Origin of the sequence: Shewanella donghaensis, assembly GCF_007567505.1 — a bacterium.
Lineage (GTDB): Bacteria > Pseudomonadota > Gammaproteobacteria > Enterobacterales > Shewanellaceae > Shewanella > Shewanella donghaensis.
In genome coordinates, this window is sequence record NZ_CP041783.1 from 694,166 (window position 1) to 712,784 (window position 18,619).

Below are 18,619 nucleotides of genomic sequence, written 5' to 3' on the forward strand. Positions count from 1 at the left end.
CAAGTCCCTTAAAAATCCCTAGTGCTTATTTGTGATCACAATTATATTTCGATAATTAACTGAAATTTATTAAAAAAATGACTAAGCCCCCTTTTTTTTGTATAAAAAACCCCCATATCTATATTGAGACTAATAATGATATGGGGAATTTATAAATGGCTTTAAACTTTGAAAACCTTGATGCTGAAACACGACAATTTATGCGTGAAGAAATAAATTTAGATTTTGAAAATGCAAAAGTTTATTACAGTAGATTTTTGAAAGAAGGATTAAATGACCAATGGGACGAATTACTGTTATCTGCAGTTGAACATCATGATGACAACTGGTTAGAAAGAGAAATTGAAACAAATCACATGCTTGTTCAGAGTTACCAAAAGAAAAAACCTAAAGGTGGATTTACAATAGCCAAAGTTCCACACACTGCTGCTCAGACATTATCTGAAGGTGAGTTTAATCGTTTTTATTGCAGAGGGTTGTGTGCAAGAGCGATATCTGAAAACAAAAATGTTCAAGTTTACCGTGCTAAATCTGTATCAAATGCACGCAGTGCTTCTGAAGCTATGATCGGAACGGTTGTATCACCAATTGCATTACTAGAAGATTTACGTATAAATATCGGTGTAGATACAGCTCTTGGCTTACCTGCAGGGCCTAATTCAGGATTAACAATTAAACTAGTTTAAAGTTAACTTCGCACAATGTGAATTATGCAAAACTTAGCCCTATTCAGGGCTATTTTTTTGGCTGGGATTCTACTAAAAAAAGCAGTTCTACATAATTCTAGGATATTGTGCGTAGTTATATGTAGTTAGGTATATTGACGTTTATTGGCTGCAATCATAAGCTGACAACCTGAATTATTGGCATCTCAGTATGGTTTTAGATGTTCTTTGTTTTAATGGCTGTTTATCTAGGTTAAATGCTTTCGAGTGCTTAAATTAATTCAGCCAGTAATACGTCGCTACATATCTACTTGGTTAGCTTTGAGAAACTTTGCCCAAAACGTTTAAGCTCAAGCCCACCAAAGTTATTGATAATGAAACTTGAACTATCAATTTGATATTCACCGGCTTCATAAAGTTTATTAGGATCTTCTATTTGCAGTTTCATTTGAACTGGGAATTTTCCACCAAGATATGCGTAAGCAGTTTGTTCATGAAATGTTCTCCCAGGCTTACCATCCTTTGGTGGCATTGTTCGGCTTATTACTTGAATATCTTCTTGAAATACTTCAATTTTAAGCATGCTAATAATTCCTATGCGTATGCTTTGAAAGGCAAAATGTTTGACTTGGCCACTACTGGCATTTGATACCAATCAGGTATTGATAAAGCTTTAACTTCAATAACTTCTGAGCGCTTTAGTGTTGGGCACATTCTACTAACATCAAATTTTTGCCCTATATCTATCCCAATGTTTTTCAACCTTGCTTTATGCTGATAAAATTGTGACTCAGATAAAATCTCTCTTAAGTCTGAACCGTGTTGCCATAATGAAAAGTAAGACATTGTAGTGTTCGCTTGCCTTAAAGTTTTAACAGCACCAACAGTTAGTAATTGATGTGCAATTGATTGATGTTCATCATGGGATATTTGAATGGCATTCATGGCTGTCTCGATATCTTTTAAGTAAGGTTGAAAGTCAGTTTCAGTTACGCGCCCGTAAAATTGTAAGTTATGGCGTTTTATCATTATTTGTCGGAGGCTATGTTCCTCACGTACAACACCTTTTTCTTGGCAGTATTCAATTAGGCTTTGTATATATTTCAATCGGTCATCAGAAATAATATCTTTTTTCCGTTGGTCTTTTTTTAAGTGTTTAATCAGCTCAGCTGCTTTGTTATAGAGTTTGGTCATTAACCAAGTTGAAGCTTCCCCCCAGTTGCAAGTGTTTCCATCAGGATAAAGTTTAGGTTTTCGCGCTCGCCCAATTTGCATTGATGACAAACCACGGATAAAAGATTGCTCTTTGCCCTTTCCTACTTGATGGTTGATAGTCCAGTCGATAGCGGTAATTTCAGCTCCATTTCCGACAAGTTGGGCTGTCTTTCCATTTGGTGATTGACGGTATTGGATATGAGTATTTTTGGTGAACGGTGGCAAGTTATAACGAGCAAGAACATTATTAAAAATGGCTACACACTCATCTAGTGTCTGTAATCCAAATAGATTATCCATGCGTTGCCAACGCGATGGATTTCCTTCTACCCTAACCCTTGTTCCATCACAACGAATTGTTAGCTTTGTACTAAATGAACCTTCTAAAATCTTTTGGTTAACTGATGGTGGTAAATGTTCGCCTGTTTCCAGTTCGATTCGCTCAATCACATGCTGTCCGACAAGCGGTAAAGAGCCTGTAGGATGGTCTTGTTGCATGAATAAACGGTCGATGAAAAACAAGCTGATAAAACCCTGTCAAGTACATTTATATACACTTTACGCTCTATTTAAATGTACTTCAGCGGGTAGGTACAAAAATGTAATGTTATAGTTACTTTATTATGTACTTAACTGGGGTTAATATGCTTAAAGATGTACTTAAAGATGCTCGTAATCGTAAAGGGCTCAAACAAGAAGATGTAGCCAATTCTATTAAGGTTGCTAAGCAAACCTATTTAAAATGGGAAAACGGCACGACAGAACCTAAGGCTTCTCAAGTAATGGCCCTAAGTCATGTTTTAGATATTACTCCCAATGAAATCTGCAGTGGTCGACTGAATAAACGTTATTCTCTTGAAGAATTTATTTATCAGTTAATGACACATCAAGCTAGAGGTGAAATGGAAACCTTAAAAGCTTGGGAGCACGTACCCGATCACGAAATATATTTTCAAGAGTTGAGTAATCCAACACGTGAAGAAGATGATGAATCAGTTTATGTAAGTAGGCTGATTCATCATAAAGATTGATAAGTGATTGCGGAAGGAAAATTCCGGAATTCCGGAGTTAGTTTGGGTGTAACAGGAACCCAAACAGTTTAAGTCGATTTCAATCGGGGGCGCTTCGCTTGCTTCCCTCTCAATCAATCTCTAAATACGAAGCAAAAAGTCTCATTTTGAGACTAGAGTCCACTGTTAAAGTATGTGGACTCTATCCATTATCTACCCAAGATTATTATTTATAGTAGCGTCAGGGTTTGTTGCGGCATATTTAACACCATCTCTTTCTCTTACATGATAATTGGAATATTCACCTTTCTCTATACGACTAATAAATTGCTTATCAGTCATGTTGCGGTTTAATCTATTATCATGAAACTTGATGTTTTTTCCTGTCTTGCTTTCAGCTATAACTTTAACTCTCTTATTTCCCATAAGTGACCTCTTGTAAGTTGATGAATATAATATAGAACAAGTACATTATACTGGATAAAAACACAGCTTACAACTGGTACAACCAGAGTTAAATAATAGCCTATTTGTATCTGGTCAACATAAAGAAAAGCGGCTTAGCAGTGAGTAGGCTCGGGGCAAAAAAGCGCCCCTACAAAAGCGCTTGGCATTAAGGGACAAGTCCCTTAAAAATCCCTTAGCTTGGTATAGGTAATCGCATTAAAGGCATCGGTATCTCGAGATAGTGTGCGACAGCATAGATTGACATAATGGCTAGGCCAACAAATATAGTTGTTAATGTTCTATAAAATAGGTTTCTTCTGTGTGCTCTTGTCTCTGACCGCTCAATAGTATTAGTTTCGTCACATATAGTCTCATACCTATTTCTTGCAAAATTATAAGTACTACTTAGGTGTCTATACCTATTTGAAACAGAGTTATTGGGTTTATCTAAAAGCTCTAATACTTGTGGATGTTCACGGTTTTTTGAAAGGTTCAGCATTTCTGTCACCAAAAGCTTAATTTCACTTTCAAATTTATCTTTACTCAATGGAGGTTGTGATGGTTTTTTAAATTCTTTTAATTTAGTGACAATATCTTTTGTCACTCGCTGCTGATCAGTAGGATTTGTCATAGATTTAATTAGAATAAAATTATCTATATAAAATAACAGATTATAAACTTCGCACAATGTGAATTATGCAAAACTTAGCCCTATTCAGGGCTATTTTTTTGGCTGGGATTCTACTAAAAAAAGCAGTTCTACATAATTCTATGTCTATTGTGCGTAGTTATATGTAGTTAGGTATATTGAGATGGATTAGCTGCAATCTTGTGCTGATAACTTCAATTATTGGCATCTCAGTATGGTTTTAGATGTTCTTTGTTTTAATGGCTGTTTATCGAGGTTAAATGCTTGCGAGTACGTCATTTAATTCAGCCAGTAAAACGCAGTCCTTGGCTATCAACACTCGATGTTCTTGGTTTTGTGTTAAACCTTTCAACAGAAATTCGTTTATTAAAATAATTTCATTTAGTATTTCTATCGCACTATTAAGTTTATGTGCGGCGACTTAATATCCATTGACATATTAATTTTAGGTGTTAAATATCTATTTATTTTTAATGAGTAATTATTAAAAATAACTAATAATGTAGATTGCTGCTATTACATCTTTTACGTAAATACTATTGGATTATTTTTAATAAACTAAGAATTTGAAATCCTAGATAAGTTATATGTATTCACTTATAACTTATTTTGCTGGTTTTTTATTTAAATATTAATGCCACCATCCCAATATAAAGTAATCGATTAAAAACAATGACTTGCAGTTGATTTGACAGTTTAAACCTAAGACTGATTATATTTTATATAGCAGTTAATAATCTTTGTTATCTTAGCTACTGTCTATTAAAACTGCAAAGATTTTTACAGGTCTTACGTTGTTAACACTTCAACTTGTAAATTCACCATTTACATTATAAAAACAACCATTTTTGTAATTAAAATATGCCCTTCTTTTGTATTGTATTTTTCATCAATGTAACTCAATTCCATTGATTTAACTTTATCTAAATCTTGTTCTGACAGCTGTTGTAGATTATAGTTAAATCAGAGTTTGATGAGAATTTAATTTAATAATATTAGCTGGTTAACATATCTAATGAGCTCATTAGAGTAAATATAAGGAATAATTATTAGATAACAAAAAGCCGTAACTGATGAGTTACGGCTAATGGAAAGTATTTACATTAAGTTCGATATTCACGCATGTAAAATGCTATAACATTCAATTCAACCTGTGACTTCGTCTATTTACTCTATAGGAGCAAGCTTAAGTACTGCGTCATCTAAATAAATATCAACACCTACAGCAGCATTAGAAAAATATACTGCTAGTTCAGTTAGGACACAGTCTGCAGTTGTAAAAGTGCCACTCACTAATGTCCATTCGCTATCTGACACTGTTACTGCTGGGCCTGCATCTGTATATACAGCCGCTTCATTTTCACAGGTTTGTTTTATGTTAATACTCACATTTTCACTTTCTGAACCAGCCACTCTTATCCAGCCACTCATATCATAAGTGGTATTGGCAACTCCTTTACCAATAAAGTCGAAGACGGGCCCTTGCCAATCATTGGTGCGGGAATTAACTAAGGCTGACTTGTCACCGGTATGTGCAAATTCAGTACTTTCTTCAATATTTGCTCCCCAAGTTGCCCAACCATTTATACCCGATTCGAACGTTGAATTAGTAAATAAGTTATCAACGTCAACAGTAATTTCGCTGGTAATAGAAACGCTATCAATATAAATGTCGACACCAATGGCAGGTCCATCAAAGTAAATAAATGCACTAGTAAGCACGCAATCAGGTAAAACTAAATTACCGTTTAACTTCGACCACTGGTCATTCGTAGCCGTTATCATTCCATGTTGAGTGTAGGATGCATCAGCTTCAACATCTCCTTCACATAGGGTTTTTAAAGTAATGTTTAGAAGATCTTCCTCAGCATTTTCAATACGTGCATAAGTTTCAATTTCATAGGTGTTACCTGTTTCAGCATATGGCAGTAAATCAAATATAGGCCCTTGCCAAGTTCCTGTCCTATCACTATGTAAAGCACTGCTATTACCTGTGTTAGCGAAGTTTGTTGAGCTAGCTAATACGCCCCCCCAGACTGACCAACCTTCAGTGTTAACTTCAAAGTCACTGTTTGCCACTAAGTTAGGGCCTAGATTTTTTGCTTGTTGATGAAAAGTGACGTTATCAATATAGATATCGATTCCCACTGCAGGACCTTCAAAATACAGTATGGCATCACTCATTGCACAAGTAGGTAAAGTGACCTGCCCTGCAATCAAAGACCAATCCGACGAGTTTGCATCTGTAGCGCCTGTGCCTAGGTATTTAACGCCATCTGAACAAGTTGCACTAATGGTGGCTTTAACTTGAGCTGAACCTTCACTTATGGCCGTTTGTGCAAACAATTGGTAAGTTTGACCAGGCTCAATAAGACTCAAAATATTAGTTGAAGGTCCTTGGTATTCTTGAGTACGCGCAGTACCGACGAGACTTTGCGTACCCGCAAACACCTTAGTTGCCGTTATTGAAACTTCTGATGTGTCGTAGCCTTCCCAACCCGAAGTATCAACTTCAAAGTCACTATTAGCTAATAGGTTATCACCAAATCCGTCAGTGTTAGGCATTAAAGCTTGTGGTCGAAGACTTACCGTATCTAAGTATAGATCTTCACTTATCTCCGGGCCTTCGACAGATAGAGTGGCTTTGACTAGTTCACAATCAGGCGCAGTAAATGAACCTGATAATTGGGTGAACTCAGTGTTGCTGGCAACGGCTGAGTTCACAGCAATTGTACTTGCTTCTTCAGCGACACATTGAAGCATTACGTTTACAGCGCTTTCCAATGTTTTTTCATTAGCAGACATCACCCAAGCTTCAAGATCATAGGTGCTGTTTGCCTTGAGTAAGCTGGTAATATCGATACTAGCAGTTGCTTTAGCATCTTCACTTGCTGTAGATAGAAGCGATGTTATACCGTTCTGTTTATATTCTGTGGTTCTTAAGGCTGTTTCGTCTAATGTTGTCCAACCGTCAGTGCCTATTTCAAAGTTACCATTCGCAATCAGATTTGGCATAACACCCGGAGCATCAGCTTGAATTCCGACGAAACCATCCGCTATCGCAAAGTAAGCAGGTTTTCTTTCGTAGTCAGCCGTATATAAAAGTGGGTCATCTGGACCAAATTCGCCGTCAATCCAGCTGTACTTATCAGTAAACCCCCAAACAGTAACAGCGTCACAACGGTCAACATTCATACATGCATTCACCGCACGATGATATACCTGTTGTTGAATAGCGAGTTTAGTCACTTGGTTCCAAGGTAAAGACGATAAACGCACATCAATTTCACTAATATTTACATCTAAGTCTAAATCAGCAAACCGTTGCAGGTTGTCTGTCATTTGTTGAGTTGATGGAGCATTTGAAGCGTCTAAATGCATTTGAAAACCCACACCATGGATAGGCACTTCAGCATCGATTAATTCCGTTACCATAGTCAAAACGGCATCAGATTTTGAGTTGATATTATCTATACTGTAATCGTTATAAAACAACTTGGCCTCTAGATCAGCATCATGTGCTCTTGTAAACGCATAAGCAATATAATTTTTGTCTAGCTTTTCAAAGAATACAGAATTACGATAATTTGCATCATCACCCATAACTTCGTTTGCGACATCCCACGCATATATTTGTCCGCTATAACGCGCTGCCGTAGCATCGATATGCGCATTTATTAACATGGTTAAATCTTCAGGTGTTACGTCACCATTAACAAAAGAAGGTGCTTGGCGATGCCATACTAAGGCGTGCCCTTTAAAGGCGATGTTGTTCTCTTCAACAAAAGCGATCATGCTATCTAAAGCATCAAAATCCCAAACGTCAGAGCTGCTATTTTGAATAGATCCCCATTTACCGATATTTTCTGGAGTCACATAGTTAAATTCTTTTCTTACTATGTCGATATAGTCGGTCTCGTTATTACTTAGCACACCATGACTTAAAGCTGTACCAATGCGTTTATTCGCTTTCTCTGCCGCTTCAACTAAATTAGTGACTAAAGATTCTGGTGGTATTGGTTCAGGTTCCGGATCTTCAACAACGGTTGGCGGTACTATTGGTTTTGTATCATCAGAACATGCCGACAATAAAAGCAGCAAAGGTGTAACAAGTAACGTTGATTTTTTTAATTTTGATCTGTAATTTTTTATATTCATTTTTTCCCCTGAAAAATATTATTTTATTTTTAATTTATCATTTTTATAAACTACTTTTTGATTATGATTATTCGTCGCAACTTCGTGTCCTTTTGACTATAAGCTTATTCTAAAGTAGACCACTTAAACAAAATTAACAATATAAAAAATTTCAAGTCAGAGCTGTTTATCGTTTTCTTACGTGGATTTGACTAATAAATGACGACTCGCTATAACGTGTAAACAGTTGTTACTGTTTGCTTTATTTTGTTATTTGCAATGTGATTTTTATCATCTTTATTTTGAGGGATAGTCTTTTCTATTGGGGAGCTAAGATTGGCTTTACCCTTTCGGTTGTCTTATTTAGATCAAGGGAGATTATTATGATATTGAGAGAGAGTTTGAGATTTTATAAATCCAATAATATGAATTAATACCTAAAATTGGTTATTATTTTTTATTAATGAATTAAATCACGATTCATTAATGATTTACTGCACTGTATATAAGTAAACCTAGCACTCCTGACTTATAAGTGATATTTAGATTGACTACAATATGTAATTAAAGAAAAAGTAAGTGTTTGTAAAACCATAAACTAATAAAATTAAGTAATAGCATTAGGGATTTAAACAAGGATTTTGTTAATAATTATATAAAAAGCCATAACGACAAAATTACGGCTTATCTGTGAGTTATAAAAACGCGACTAGTTAAAACGAAAAATCTTCACTCTCTAAAGACATCATCGAACCTACACCATTTTGTATACATGCTGCATGACCTTTTGCCCTTGGCAACATACGCTGAATATAAAACTGAGCGGTTTTTATCTTAGCTTCATAAAATGCAGTTTCTTCAGTGCCTTTAGCAAGGTTATCTTGGGCAACTTTAGCCATTCTTGCCCAAAAATATGCCAATGTGACATAACCAGCAAACATTAAGTAATCCACTGAGGCACCGCCAATTTCATCTGGATCCTTAGCGGCTTTAGTGCCAATAGCCACTGTTATTTCATGCCATACTTTAGCATAGGCCATGATGGGTTGAATAAATTCACCCATAGCAGGATTGTCCATGTTTTGTTGGCAGAAAATCGTCACCTCTTTAGAAAAAGGCTTTAATACTGCACCTTGGGTACCGATAATTTTACGAGCTAATAAATCTAATGCTTGAATACCTGTAGTACCTTCATATAAGCAGCTTATTTTGGTATCTCGCATTAACTGCTCCATCCCCCACTCTTTTATAAATCCATGACCACCTAAAACTTGTACACCATGGCTAGTGCATTCAAAACCAAGTTCAGATAAAAATGCTTTTGCTATTGGGGTTAGTAAAGCCAATTTGGTTTCAGCTTCAGCTTTTACTGCCTCATCTTTTTCTGCATGTCCTATATCAACAAGTTGAGCTAAATAAGAAATTAACGCACGTCCACCTTCTGCAATAGACTTTTGTGTTAGCAACATTCTACGAACATCGGGATGCACAATAATGGGGTCTGCAGGACCTTGTGGGTTTTTAACGCCGCTAATAGAGCGCATTTGCAATCGATCTTTTGCATAAGTCAACGCACCTTGAAATGAGGCTTCTGCCGCAGCAACCCCTTCACTGGCCACACCTATTCTGGCAGCGTTCATAAAGGTGAACATACACTTAAGGCCTTTATTCGGTTCTCCAATCAAATGGCCTTTGGCTGAGTCAAAATTAATTACACAGGTTGCGTTACCGTTGATCCCCATTTTGTGTTCAATTGAGCCACAGTTAACCCCGTTTCTATCAGCAATAGTACCGTCATCATTGACATTAAATTTAGGCACTATGAATAAAGAGATGCCTTTATTGCCTTCTGGCGCACCAGGGATACGAGCAATAACAATATGGACAATGTTGTCAGATAGATCGTGTTCACCGGCAGAGATAAAAATTTTGGTACCAGATAATGAATAGCTTCCATCTTCTTTAAGCTCTGCTTTAGTGCGCAGCATGCCTAAATCGGTGCCACAGTGTGGCTCTGTTAAGCACATGGTGCCAGTCCAATTACCTTCAACTAATTTTGGCATAAATTGTTGTTTTTGAGATGGCGTGCCATGTGCTTCAATGGTCGCCAAAGCGCCATGGCTTAAGCCTGGGTACATAGCAAAACTGTGGTTAGCACTAGAAAAGAGTTCTGCAATACTAATATTTAATGAATGCGGTAGCCCTTGACCACCAAACTCTTCTGATTGAGATAACGTTGGCCAACCACCTTCAACATACTGTTGATAAGCTTCTTTGAAGCCATCAGGGGTTGTGACTACGCCATCTTTCCAGCTACAACCTTGTTGATCGCCAATTTGATTTAATGGCGCGACAACTTGTTCAGTTAATTTCGCCGCTTCAGCAATAATGGCATCAACCATATCAAGACTCGCATCCTGATAACCCAAGTGTTCATAATGGCTTTCGCAATCTAACAATTCTTGCATTACAAATTTTACATCACGAATGGGGGCTTTATATTCAGGCATGGTAGCTCTCCGAAAGTTGTCTGTGAGTCAGGTAATTGAGTCGTTATAGAATAAGAACAATGACTACTGATGCTAAATTAACTAACTGCATTATCCAAATGCATATTACTCATAACCTTGTATTCGCATGCTGAATACAAGGTGTCGAACTACTTGAGGTACTACATACGTGCGCTAATGAATGCCTGTATAATTTAACAATAAAGATTTCTTAAAAATTAATACGAAAAAATGACTAAAGTCCCTCTGCATTATTCTTTGTATGAATAGTGCCCTATCAAAACAATTGATTGGTTTAATTCTAAAACTCCAATTAGCATGATTTGTCGATTAAATTTTCATTATAAGTGGCAGATAAGTATTTTCAGAATCCATTATAGGATTCTGTTTTCCCCTTGAAGTTATTGAAGAACGTTAATTAAACAACGCTTTTATATTTCAAAAGTTACATCAATAGAACCGAGTCAATTTTGGTCTGCTAGATGTGTACTCTTTGAGAATAGCTAATAACAATAATTAAGTTTCGGGGGAAGAATATGATTTACAGATCATCACCATTTTTTAAGCGCTCATTACTTGCACTAGCCGTTGCCGGCGTGATGAGTCCGAATGTCTATGCAGAAGCAGATTCTGATGAAAATACACAAGAATCAGATAGCATAGAAATTATACAAGTCACCGCTTCAAAGCGGTTAAAAGGATTACAGGAATCCCCTGTTGCTATTAGCGTTGTCAGTAGCGAAGCCATCGAACAAACTAAAGTGATGGATATTGCAGATCTGCAAACCTTAGTGCCCACATTACGTGTCACTCCTTTACAACGTTCAACCAATACTAATTTTGCAATTCGAGGTTTCGGTAATGGCACCAACAATACCGGTATTGAGCCATCGGTTGGGGTGTTTATTGATGGGGTGTATCGGTCTCGTGCAGCATCGCAAATCGGTGATTTACCTAGGTTGCAACAAATTGAAGTATTGAGTGGTCCACAAAGTACCCTTTTCGGAAAAAATGCCTCTGCTGGTGTTATTAATATTAGGACATTAGAACCCTCATATAATTTAGAAGCCAAAGCAGAATTGGGGATCGGTAATTATAATCTTAAAACTGTTAAAGGTTACATTACTAACGGTATTACAGACGATTTAGCCTTTAGTTTATCAGGTGGTTTTAACCAACGTGATGGTTACACTGAAAGCGTCGTCGGCTTGGGCGAATTAAATGATCGTGATAGATGGCATATCAGAGGGCAAGCATTATATGAACCCACTGAAGATGTAAAATTTAGACTTATAGCCGACTATAGTGAAATCACAGAAGCGTGTTGTAGTGTTGAAAATTCAATTAATGGGCCCACCACTGCAGCTATAAGAGCCTTAGGTGGCATTGATCTTGATGAAAGTGATTCTTTTTTATATCAATCAGCCCTTAATTCCGATCCTGATAATAATGTCGAAGACGGTGGTGTTTCGTTACAATTAGATATTGATTTTGATGGATATTCTTTCACATCGATCAGTGCATTTCGTAACAATGATTCCGGTTTTATTAATGATGTAGATTACACCACGTTAGATATTTTGAGTGAAGGTGGACATACAGAAATTAAAACCATGACTCAAGAGTTTCGTTTAACATCTACCAGCGAACAAGACCTAGAATGGATGTTTGGTGCTTACTTATTTAAAGAAGAGCTCATCACCGGCGATACGTTATTTTATGGCGATGATATAAGAAACTATTTTGAGGTATTAACGGCTGCAGGCGGAGCACCAGGTTTATTAAGTGGTGTTGAAGGCGTTTATGGTTTGTCACCTGGTACTTTCTTTTCAAATACCTCTTCTGTTAACTCAGAATTTGAACAGGATAATGAAGCTTACTCATTATTCGCTAGTTTTGATTACCATATTACCGAAGAATTAACGGCTATATTTGGCGCTAGTTATACCAATGACCAAAAAGAACTCACTATTAGTCAAAATAATTCTGACGTTTATTCTGCCATTGATTTAGATACGCAATTAACCCTTTATGGGGTGCCTATTGGTAGCATTCCTGCTTTAGCCCCTGCAGTTCCGACGTTAAAAAGCCTTCAATTTTTGCCGCCAATGATGCCTTTACCTAATGATATTGAAAACCAAGAAACCGATGACAGTAAAACAACTTGGTCGTTCCGACTGGCTTATGAACTTAACAGTAACATTAATTTATTTGCGACTGCGGCTACAGGCTTTAAAGCATCCTCTTGGAATCTATCTCGTTACTCTAGCCCTTTTGCTTCAGATCAAAGTGCCCTAGAAAGTGCAGGCTTGGCACAACCTAACCAGGCATATGGTGGACGCTATGCATCGCCAGAAGAAGCCACTGTCTATGAGGTCGGAATTAAAACCCGTTTTAAAGATGGTGCTTTTAATGCAACCTTGTTTGATCAAACGATTGAAGGCTTTCAGTCATCAATATTTATTGGTACTGGCTTTGTACTTGCCAATGCAGGACAACAAAATACCAAGGGTATTGAATTCGATTCGATTTATAACATAACAGATGATTGGACTATCACCTTCGCAGGTGTGTTACTTGATCCCGTTTATGACTCATTTGTTGGAGCATCAGGTCTTGATGGTCCGGTAGATTTATCTGGTGAAAAGCCTGCTGGTATTCATGAAGTGAGTCTTACCACTGGGCTGGTATATAACTTTGAATTTGAAAATGGCATTAACGGATATGCCCGTGCAGATTACCTTTATGAAAGTGATACCAAAGTCGCTGAAAATGTTCCTGACTCACTTACTCGTGAAGTTAATACGGTTAATGCCAGTGCAGGTTTAGGCTTTGAAAACGGGATTAATTTGCAACTCTGGGCACGAAACCTGACGGACGATGAATACCTACTCTCAGCATTTCCGCCACCGATTCAGGCTGGCAGTTTTAATGGCTATCCCAATCAACCACGCACATTTGGTGCCACGATTTCCTATGACTTTTAATTAACCTAAAGCGAATGGCGATAACCTTGTTGTCGCTGTTGGCTTATACACACTGAAATTAAAAATAATTAAAATAATGGCTTAAGATAATAACAACGAATTATAACCAATAAGACCTATAACCAATAAGGCCTATAACAAATAAGAGAGAGCACTAAATGGATATTGAATCGATATTACAACAGCGTTTTTCAGTGCGAGCCTTCCTAGATAAGCCAGTACCCCAGCAAACATTAACCGAAATTTTTACCCATGCTCAGCAATCGCCCTCTAATTGTAATGTCCAACCTTGGCAAACCTGTGTGGTATCAGGCCAAACCAAAGATGAGCTTAAACAAAAGTTTATGGATTTATTGTTATCCGGAGCTGCACCTAATCCTGATTTTAATTGGTTAGCTAAATACAATGGTATCCATAGGGAGCGCCAATTCGGTTCAGCTAATGCACTATATAGCGCTATCGATGTTACTAGAGAAGATAAAAAAGCTAGGCAAATGGCAATGATCCGAAACTGGCAATTCTTCGATGCACCCCATGCCGTTTTTTTCACAATGGACAAATACCTAGACATTATGGGCGCTGTGGATTTGGGTATTTATGCCCAAACAGTATCACTCATTATGGCAAATAATGGGATATCCAATTGTATGCAAGGTGCATTAGGTCAATTCCCTGATCCTGTAAGAGAACTTTTAAATCTACCAGAAGAGCGTGGCATCCTATTTGGTATGTCATTTGGTTATGCAGATAGTGACGCCGCTATTAATAATACGAGAACTGATCGTGAAGCAATTGATAATGCCGTTTCTTTTTTTGATTAAGCCGTTATTAATTCAAAAGCGGCTAATAAAGAGCCATGTAAAGTGTTGTCATTATTACGCGCTAGGGTTTAAATATGTCACTTAAACATAAATACGTAATGATAGATGATGTCAATATTCATTACGTTGAAGCATCCGCTCTACGCAATAAGATTGACGCTAAACCCTGCATGATATTTTTACATGGATTTCCTGAATATTGGGGAACTTGGCAAGCACAATTAGATTACTTTTCTACAGAATTCAGAGTAATTGCCCCTGATTTACCAGGCTATAATTTAAGTGATAAACCTAAAGCGTTAAGTTTTTACAAGTTACCTAACCTCATTGCTTTCTTGGCTAAGTTTGTTGGCATTATCAGTCCTGAACAGCCGGTAATTTTAGTTGCACACGATTGGGGCGGAGCTATTGCATGGCCACTGGCGGCATTTCACTCTCATTTAATCAGTAAACTGATTATCCTCAATGCAGCCCACCCAAGTACGTTCACCCGAGAAATGATCAATAATTCTGAGCAGCGACAAAAAAGTAACTATATTCATCAATTAATTAGCCCATCAGCTGAGTCATTATTAACCCAAAATAACTATCATTATCTCACTGAGATAATGATGCTTCATTCGGACCATTATCAGTTTCATGAAGAGTCAAAACAAACATATCGTAAAGTTTGGCAACAACAAGGCGCTATTAATGGCATGTTGCAATACTATCGCGCAATGCCGCAGTTAATGCCTGAAGTAAATGATTCAGCAGACTCGATAGAGCAAAGTAATAGTTCAGTTAAATCCAGTCCCATAAAATCAACTGCTGACATCAAAATACCCAATATCCGTATAAATTTACCCACTTTGATTTTATGGGGTGAACAAGATCTGGCTTTTGTGAACGAAAACCTCAATGGCATTGAACAATACGTACCTCATTGTTCTATTGTCCGTTTTGCTAATACGAGCCACTGGCTGCAACATGAAAGACCGGATGAAGTAAATAAAGCTATCGAAGATTTTATCAATGACTAGCTAAATGGCTCTTGCAACAGCTCAAACAAAGCCTCAGGCAACGGAACATTTAATAACTGATTTAATAACTGATTTAATGACTGGTTAAGTATCAAAAAAAGGAATTTATGAAGAATTTACAAACTAACAATCATTCAGGATTCGTATTTGAAGTTGCTAAAAATCAACTACAACAGACTCGTATCTTTGCATTGGATATTGATCAACCATTGGCAGAAAATGAAGTGCTACTGTGTGTGGATAAATTCGCACTCACCGCCAACAACATTAGTTATGGGATCACTGGGAACATGCTCGGTTATTGGCAGTTTTTCCCAACTGATAACGAGTCTGAACAGCACAAATGGGGCCGATTACCCGTTATGGGGTTTGCCGACGTTGTGGCTTCTAACTGTCCAGAGATACAGGTTGGTGAGAGAGTATGGGGGTTTATGCCAATGTCGACCCATCTAAAAATCGTAGCAGGCAATATTTCAACAAATAGCTTTGCTGATATTAGCCCATGCCGCAAAGGGCTATCACCACTTTATTCTCAATTTAATCGCGTTAAAGGTAATCCGTTTTACCTTACTGTAAATGAAGACTATGACATTTTAGTAAGGGGTTTATTTACAACAGCATGGCTTATTGAAGATTTCATGTTTGATAATCAGTATTTTGGTGCAATGCAGTATTTGATCACTAGCGCGTCGAGTAAAACCAGTATCGCCCTTGCCTTTGCAATTCAAACAAGAGCTGAGCGCCCTGCTATCGGCATAACCTCAAATAGCAATAAACCGTTCGTTGAATCACTAGGTTGCTACGACCAAGTGATTAGTTATGACGACATACCACAATTAGATCCAAAACAAGCTTCTATTCTGATTGATATGGCGGGAGGTAAACAAACATTGGCTGCGATACATCAACACTTTACGGCAAAACTGCGTTACTCCTGTCGAATTGGCGCGACGCAACATACAGACATCAGTATTGATGACAATGCCCGTGATGATGATTTGCCAGGCGTAAAACCACAATTTTTCTTTGCTCCAACACAGCTAAGCAAGCGCATTACTGACTGGGGCGGGCATGAAACACTCAGGAAAATGAATTTATCTTTACTAGACTACATCGACTTCTGCCGTTTAAATATTAGGATTTCTCATACCATCGATGTCAATGAACTTGAAAAGGTTTACCAGCAGACTTTGGCAGGTAAAGCTGATGCTTCAATTGGGCAAATAATATCCTTAACCGCTCGATGAAATCACATGGGTAAGTATATATTTCATTGTGTATAGCGAATTCAATCTAGCAACTCGGTTTAAAGTCACTTGTATATAGTCTCTTGTTTAAATTCACTTGATTATAGCCATTTGATTATAGTGACTTGATTATAATCACTAAAAATAGAGGCTCTTAGATTGGAGTCACTTGAGTTCTTACTTTTAGACTCCTTACCACTGGGTTTGAATAATTCGCTTTCTAATAACGACAGTTTATTACATAACATCAAGGACAGAAGGTTTATGGCAGATATTGAACTAGTAACTTTAGTCAACACACAAGTTATTCCAATATGTATTTTCCTCATTATGATGGGAATGGGCTTGTCCCTTGAAATAAGTGATTTTAAGCGTGTCGTTAATCATCCCAAAGCCGTTGCAATAGGGCTGACTAATCAGCTATTACTGTTACCCATCATAGGATTTATACTCGCGAATATTATGCCATTAGAGCCTGAATATGCCGTAGGTGTTATGTTATTGGTGCTGTGCCCAGGTGGAACAACCTCTAATATGTTTACCCACTTAGCTAAAGGTGATGTTGCCCTATCTGTGACGATGACGGCTGTCGCGAGTTTAATTACCGTATTTACCATTCCAATCGTACTGAACTTTTCATTAGTCCACTTTATGGGTGAAGGTAATCAATTTCAGCTACCTATCGTCGCGACCATGTTGAGCTTAATGAAATTAACCATAGTGCCTATCGCAATAGGTATGCTGATTCGAAAGCTTGCCCCCAGAATTGCTAAAAGTACTCAGGCGCATGTTTCACGTTTTGGGATATTATTTCTAACTTTACTGATTATTTTTCTCACCTACATTCAGCAAGATATCGTCATACCCGCGCTTATTGCAGCAGGACCAGTCTCAATAGTGCTTAATATCTCTACCATGGCACTCGGTTACTACTCTAGTAAATGGCTCGGTTTAAATATGCCTCAACGAACCTCAATAACAATAGAAGTCGGTTTGCAAAATAGTACCTTATCGATGTTTATGTCATTAACATTACTGTCCAATTATAAAATGTCATTTACGCCGGCTATTTATACGCTAATAATGCTGTTTACCGCTGGTGTGTTAGTGAAAATGTTAGGTTTGAAATTGAAAAATCAACATAATGATCGCAAACTTTCTGCTGCGCCAACTGAATAATTTACTTAAAAAAGGATTGTATATGCTCACCGTACATCATTTAAAAAAGTCGCGTTCAAAACGAGTCATTTGGTTATTAGAAGAACTTAACATGCCTTATTCGTTAATCAATCATGATCGCGATCCAGTGACAAACCTTGCCCCACAAAGTATTAAACAAATTCACCCTTTAGGCAAAGCGCCTATTATTGTAGACGGTGACATTACCATTTGTGAATCCGGTGCCATTATGGAGTACATCTTAAATCAGAACCAAAAATCACTATTACGCCCAGCCGATAATACACCTGAGTTTTATCAGTATCTTGAATGGAGTCATTTTGCAGAAGGTTCACTTGCCTTACCCGTTATCACCAGCTTATTACTGCAAATGGAACCTCGAGAGGCTAACTATCCACTAGATGGCTATATTGCAAAAGAATTAGCCGTGGATTTTGCTTATATTGATCAATTTCTAGCGAGTCACAGTTATTTTGCAGGCAATAAATTCAGCGCAGCAGATATTATGATGACGATCATGTTAGAGATAGCGATGAATTTAAAACTAATTAATGATAAACCTCATATCATCAATTATTTAGAGATAGTTCAAAATAGACCCGCCTATCAATTAGCCGCGAAATATGGATAAATCTTTTTTTTAGAGTAAATACTGTATAAAGTAACAAAGGCAGTAACAAACTGGTAACTCAAGCTAAATACAACTGAAGCTAAAAGTAACTAAAGCTAA

Annotated in this window: 14 protein-coding genes; 8 read left to right on the forward strand and 6 right to left on the reverse strand. The window is 37.3% G+C overall.

Features of this window, described 5'->3' with window-relative positions; all coding sequences use genetic code 11:
- The first annotated feature begins 155 nt into the window (after window positions 1-155).
- A complete protein-coding gene (locus tag FPK91_RS02865; RefSeq protein WP_144207737.1) occupies window positions 156-686 on the forward strand; it encodes a hypothetical protein in 531 nt (176 codons plus the stop codon).
- Between the two features lie 286 nt (window positions 687-972).
- Here the strand turns inward: FPK91_RS02865 and FPK91_RS02870 are convergent, their stop codons facing one another.
- Window positions 973-1,248 carry a single-stranded DNA-binding protein gene (locus FPK91_RS02870; protein WP_144207740.1) on the reverse strand — a complete coding sequence of 92 codons (276 nt, stop codon included), beginning with the start codon at window positions 1,246-1,248 and terminating at the stop codon, window positions 973-975.
- A gap of 11 nt (window positions 1,249-1,259) precedes the next feature.
- Entirely contained in the window at window positions 1,260-2,378 is a 1,119-nt protein-coding gene (locus FPK91_RS02875; RefSeq protein ID WP_227006665.1) for a phage/plasmid replication protein, II/X family, read from the reverse strand.
- 146 nt (window positions 2,379-2,524) lie between these two features.
- Between FPK91_RS02875 and FPK91_RS02880 the strand changes: the two genes are divergently transcribed.
- Window positions 2,525-2,911 (forward strand): helix-turn-helix transcriptional regulator, encoded by a 387-nt coding sequence (locus FPK91_RS02880; protein ID WP_144207734.1) that lies wholly within the window; start codon window positions 2,525-2,527, stop codon window positions 2,909-2,911.
- Between the two features lie 192 nt (window positions 2,912-3,103).
- Here the strand turns inward: FPK91_RS02880 and FPK91_RS02885 are convergent, their stop codons facing one another.
- The 4 genes from FPK91_RS02885 to FPK91_RS02900 all read right to left on the reverse strand — a co-directional run bounded on the left by FPK91_RS02885 (window position 3,104) and on the right by FPK91_RS02900 (window position 10,633).
- On the reverse strand, window positions 3,104-3,316 hold the full coding sequence (locus FPK91_RS02885; protein WP_144207743.1) for a DUF3892 domain-containing protein: 213 nt from the start codon (window positions 3,314-3,316) through the stop codon (window positions 3,104-3,106).
- Window positions 3,317-3,530: 214 nt separating this feature from the next.
- The gene (locus tag FPK91_RS02890) at window positions 3,531-3,968 is read right to left on the reverse strand and encodes a hypothetical protein (protein ID WP_144207746.1); all 438 of its coding nucleotides are present in this window, start codon (window positions 3,966-3,968) and stop codon (window positions 3,531-3,533) included.
- A 1,185-nt stretch (window positions 3,969-5,153) separates the two neighbouring features.
- The gene (locus FPK91_RS02895; protein ID WP_144207749.1) at window positions 5,154-8,144 is read right to left on the reverse strand and encodes an endo-1,4-beta-xylanase; all 2,991 of its coding nucleotides are present in this window, start codon (window positions 8,142-8,144) and stop codon (window positions 5,154-5,156) included.
- A gap of 692 nt (window positions 8,145-8,836) precedes the next feature.
- A complete protein-coding gene (locus FPK91_RS02900) occupies window positions 8,837-10,633 on the reverse strand; it encodes an acyl-CoA dehydrogenase C-terminal domain-containing protein (RefSeq protein WP_144207752.1) in 1,797 nt (598 codons plus the stop codon).
- Window positions 10,634-11,169: 536 nt separating this feature from the next.
- On the opposite strand from FPK91_RS02900, the gene FPK91_RS02905 reads away from it, so the two are divergent.
- The 6 genes from FPK91_RS02905 to FPK91_RS02930 all read left to right on the forward strand — a co-directional run bounded on the left by FPK91_RS02905 (window position 11,170) and on the right by FPK91_RS02930 (window position 18,520).
- Window positions 11,170-13,620 carry a TonB-dependent receptor gene (locus tag FPK91_RS02905; protein ID WP_144207755.1) on the forward strand — a complete coding sequence of 817 codons (2,451 nt, stop codon included), beginning with the start codon at window positions 11,170-11,172 and terminating at the stop codon, window positions 13,618-13,620.
- A gap of 158 nt (window positions 13,621-13,778) precedes the next feature.
- Window positions 13,779-14,441, forward strand: a complete 663-nt coding sequence (locus FPK91_RS02910; RefSeq protein ID WP_144207758.1) for a nitroreductase family protein — start codon at window positions 13,779-13,781, stop codon at window positions 14,439-14,441.
- 74 nt (window positions 14,442-14,515) lie between these two features.
- Complete coding sequence (locus FPK91_RS02915; protein ID WP_144207761.1) at window positions 14,516-15,463, forward strand: alpha/beta fold hydrolase; 948 nt, start codon at window positions 14,516-14,518, stop codon at window positions 15,461-15,463.
- Window positions 15,464-15,570: 107 nt separating this feature from the next.
- On the forward strand, window positions 15,571-16,710 hold the full coding sequence (locus tag FPK91_RS02920) for a DUF2855 family protein (RefSeq protein WP_144207764.1): 1,140 nt from the start codon (window positions 15,571-15,573) through the stop codon (window positions 16,708-16,710).
- Between the two features lie 264 nt (window positions 16,711-16,974).
- The gene (locus FPK91_RS02925; RefSeq protein WP_144207767.1) at window positions 16,975-17,889 is read left to right on the forward strand and encodes a bile acid:sodium symporter family protein; all 915 of its coding nucleotides are present in this window, start codon (window positions 16,975-16,977) and stop codon (window positions 17,887-17,889) included.
- A 22-nt stretch (window positions 17,890-17,911) separates the two neighbouring features.
- Window positions 17,912-18,520, forward strand: a complete 609-nt coding sequence (locus FPK91_RS02930) for a glutathione S-transferase family protein (RefSeq protein ID WP_144207769.1) — start codon at window positions 17,912-17,914, stop codon at window positions 18,518-18,520.
- Window positions 18,521-18,619: the final 99 nt, after the last annotated feature.

Coding starts and splice junctions, on each gene's coding strand:
- FPK91_RS02865 (WP_144207737.1), top strand. CDS start 156: ATGGCTTTAAACTTTGAAAACCTTGATGCTGAAACACGACAATTTATG.
- FPK91_RS02870 (WP_144207740.1), bottom strand. CDS start 1,248: ATGCTTAAAATTGAAGTATTTCAAGAAGATATTCAAGTAATAAGCCGA.
- FPK91_RS02875 (WP_227006665.1), bottom strand. CDS start 2,378: ATGCAACAAGACCATCCTACAGGCTCTTTACCGCTTGTCGGACAGCAT.
- FPK91_RS02880 (WP_144207734.1), top strand. CDS start 2,525: ATGCTTAAAGATGTACTTAAAGATGCTCGTAATCGTAAAGGGCTCAAA.
- FPK91_RS02885 (WP_144207743.1), bottom strand. CDS start 3,316: ATGGGAAATAAGAGAGTTAAAGTTATAGCTGAAAGCAAGACAGGAAAA.
- FPK91_RS02890 (WP_144207746.1), bottom strand. CDS start 3,968: ATGACAAATCCTACTGATCAGCAGCGAGTGACAAAAGATATTGTCACT.
- FPK91_RS02895 (WP_144207749.1), bottom strand. CDS start 8,144: ATGAATATAAAAAATTACAGATCAAAATTAAAAAAATCAACGTTACTT.
- FPK91_RS02900 (WP_144207752.1), bottom strand. CDS start 10,633: ATGCCTGAATATAAAGCCCCCATTCGTGATGTAAAATTTGTAATGCAA.
- FPK91_RS02905 (WP_144207755.1), top strand. CDS start 11,170: ATGATTTACAGATCATCACCATTTTTTAAGCGCTCATTACTTGCACTA.
- FPK91_RS02910 (WP_144207758.1), top strand. CDS start 13,779: ATGGATATTGAATCGATATTACAACAGCGTTTTTCAGTGCGAGCCTTC.
- FPK91_RS02915 (WP_144207761.1), top strand. CDS start 14,516: ATGTCACTTAAACATAAATACGTAATGATAGATGATGTCAATATTCAT.
- FPK91_RS02920 (WP_144207764.1), top strand. CDS start 15,571: ATGAAGAATTTACAAACTAACAATCATTCAGGATTCGTATTTGAAGTT.
- FPK91_RS02925 (WP_144207767.1), top strand. CDS start 16,975: ATGGCAGATATTGAACTAGTAACTTTAGTCAACACACAAGTTATTCCA.
- FPK91_RS02930 (WP_144207769.1), top strand. CDS start 17,912: ATGCTCACCGTACATCATTTAAAAAAGTCGCGTTCAAAACGAGTCATT.